This window comes from Burkholderia sp. JPY481, from assembly GCF_038900515.1.
Lineage (GTDB): Bacteria > Pseudomonadota > Gammaproteobacteria > Burkholderiales > Burkholderiaceae > Paraburkholderia > Paraburkholderia youngii.
Genome location: NZ_JAYMRT010000077.1, coordinates 1 through 2,772, shown reverse-complemented (window position 1 = coordinate 2,772; position 2,772 = coordinate 1). Strand labels below are relative to the sequence as shown.

1 protein-coding gene is annotated in these 2,772 nt (G+C 66.7%); it reads left to right on the top strand.

Annotated features, from left to right (window positions below):
* Positions 1-2,772, top strand: a 2,772-nt coding sequence (locus VSR82_RS39565; RefSeq protein ID WP_498858876.1) for an amino acid adenylation domain-containing protein, incomplete at both ends; no start/stop codon positions are given.

Here is a 2,772-nt window from a genome sequence, read left to right as displayed (position 1 = left end):
CGATGCGTATGCGCGGCGGGGCTACGAGGCGCCGCGCGGGGAGCTCGAGACGGTGCTGGCGCAGCTGTGGGCGGAGCTGCTGGGTCTGGAGCGGGTCGGTCGGCATGACCACTTCTTCGAGCTGGGCGGTCATTCGCTGCTGGCCGTGCGGCTGCTCAGCCGGCTGTCGCAGATTGCGGGTGTGGAACTGTCGCTGGCGATGCTGTTTGCGCGGCCGGTGCTGGCTGATCTGGCCGCAGGCGTGGCCGGAGCGGTGAGCGGCGCGGCAGCGCAGGCGCTGCCGGCGATTGTGGCCGTATCGCGCCAGGCGCCGCTTGAGCTGTCGTTTGCCCAGCAGCGGCTGTGGTTTCTGGCACAGCTGGACAAGGACAGCGTCCGCTACCACGTTCCGCTGGGGTGGCGGCTGCAGGGCAGGCTGGATCGCGCGGCGTGGCGACGCAGCCTCGATCAGCTGTATGCGCGCCACGAGGCGCTGCGCAGCGTCTTCGTTGATGCGGAGGAGGGGCCCCGGGTTGAGATCCTGCCACCCGGCACGGGCCTGCCCGTGCTGGAGCACGACCTGCGGGAGCGGCCGGATGCGGCGGCGGCGCTTGTGGCGCTGTGCGCCGAAGAGGCGTGCATGCCTTTTGATCTGGCGCGCGGGCCGCTGGTCCGTGGGCGCCTGATCCGGCTGTCGGAGCAGGAGCATGTCTTCCTGCTGACGCAGCATCACATCGTCTCGGACGGCTGGTCGGTGGGGGTGCTGGTACGGGAACTGGGCAGCCTGTACCGGGCGTTCGTGGCCGGACAGGCCGATGCCCTGCCGGTGCCGGCGATCCAGTATCCCGATTATGCGGCCTGGCAGCGGCAATGGCTCTCCGGGGAGCGGCTGCAGCGTCAGGCGCAGTACTGGCGCGAGGCCCTGTCAGGCGCACCGTCCATGCTCGCGTTGCCGACGGACCGGCCGCGCCCGGCGCGCCAGTCGTTTGCCGGCGCCACGGTGCCGGTGGAGATCGATGCGGAGCTCACGCGGGAACTCAGGCGGCTGGGCCGTGAGCATGGCACGACGCTGTTCATGACGGTGCTGGCGGGCTGGGCGGCGGTGCTCTCGCGTCTGTCGGGGCAGGACGACATTGTGATCGGGGTGCCGAGTGCCAACCGCGGCCGGCGCGAGATCGAGGAGCTGATCGGCTTTTTTGTGAACACGCTGGCGCTCCGGGTGGACCTGTCGGGCGGGCCGAACGTGGCGACGCTTCTGGAGCGGACACGGCGTACGGCCCTGGGGGCGCAGGAGCATCAGGACCTGCCATTCGAGCAGGTGGTGGAGATCGTGCAGCCGCCCCGGGCGCTTGACCACACGCCATTGTTCCAGGTGATGTTGGCTTGGGAGAACCACGCAGGTCCGTCGTTCGACCTTCCCGGACTGAGTGTGGAGGCTGCCGCCGACGGGCTCGATCAGGTCAAGTTCGATCTGGAGCTGAGCCTTAGCGAGCATGGCGAGGAGATCGCTGGAACACTGAGCTATGCCACGGCACTTTTTGATCAGGCGACGATCGAGCGGCAGCGTGGTTATCTGCTGGCGCTGCTGCGGGCGATGGTTGCGGACGCGGGCCAGCCGGTGGAGCGCATCGATATCCTGCCGGCGGCGGAGCGCGGGTATCTGCTGGAGGAGCTGAACCGCACGGAGGCGGCGTATCCGTCGGAGCGGTGCATCCATGAGCTGTTCGAGGCGCAGGTGCGGCGGGCACCGGAGGCGGTGGCGCTGGTGCATGAGAACGAGAGACTGAGCTATGGGGAGCTCAATGCGCGGGCCAACCGGCTGGCGCACCATCTGATCGCACGCGGAGTCAGGCCGGATCAGCCGGTGGGGATCTGCGTGGAGCGCAGCGCGGCGATGGTGGTGGGGCTCTTGGCGATCCTGAAGGCGGGGGGCGCGTATCTGCCGCTGGATCCGGCTTATCCGTCGGCGCGGTTGCGCCAGGTGCTGGGCGATGCCGCTCCGCAGCTGCTGCTTTGCGATGTGGCCGGCCGCGCCGCACTTGGCCCCGAGGTGCTGACTAATGTGATAGCGGTCGATCTGGAGACGGCGACGCCGGAGTGGGCGAACCTGCCGTTCTCCGATCCGGACCCGCGTGCGCTCGGCCTGACCTCGCGCCATCTCGCTTATGTGATTTACACCTCCGGATCCACCGGCACGCCCAAGGGGGCACAGAATGAGCATCGGGCTATCGTTAATCGCCTGATCTGGATGCAAAAGGCCTATGCACTCAATACGGCTGATGTCGTCTTGCAGAAGACCCCGTTTAGCTTCGATGTCTCTGCCTGGGAATTCTTCTGGACCTTGCTTGAAGGGGCAACCCTGGTGCTGGCGGTTCCTGGTGTACACAAAGACCCGGATGCGCTTGTAAACCTGATAGTCGGCCAACGCATCACCACCGCACACTTTGTACCATCCATGCTGGCCAGCTTCATGGACACGAAGGGCGTTGATCGCTGCACCTCCCTGCAGCGTCTCGTGTGTAGTGGAGAGGCGCTTTCTGCTTCCCTCACGCAGAAGGTTCGGTGCGTATTACCTTGGACCGGTCTGCACAATCTATATGGTCCCACGGAAGCTGCTATCGACGTAACGGCCTGGAATTGCCCGGCTGATTTTAATGGATCAGTGGTCCCGATCGGCCGTCCGATTGCGAACACGCGGGTGTACGTGCTGGACGGTCATGGCGCGCCGGTGCCGTTTGGTGCGGCTGGGGAGCTTTACATTGGCGGGGCGGGGGTGGCGCGGGGCTACCTGAA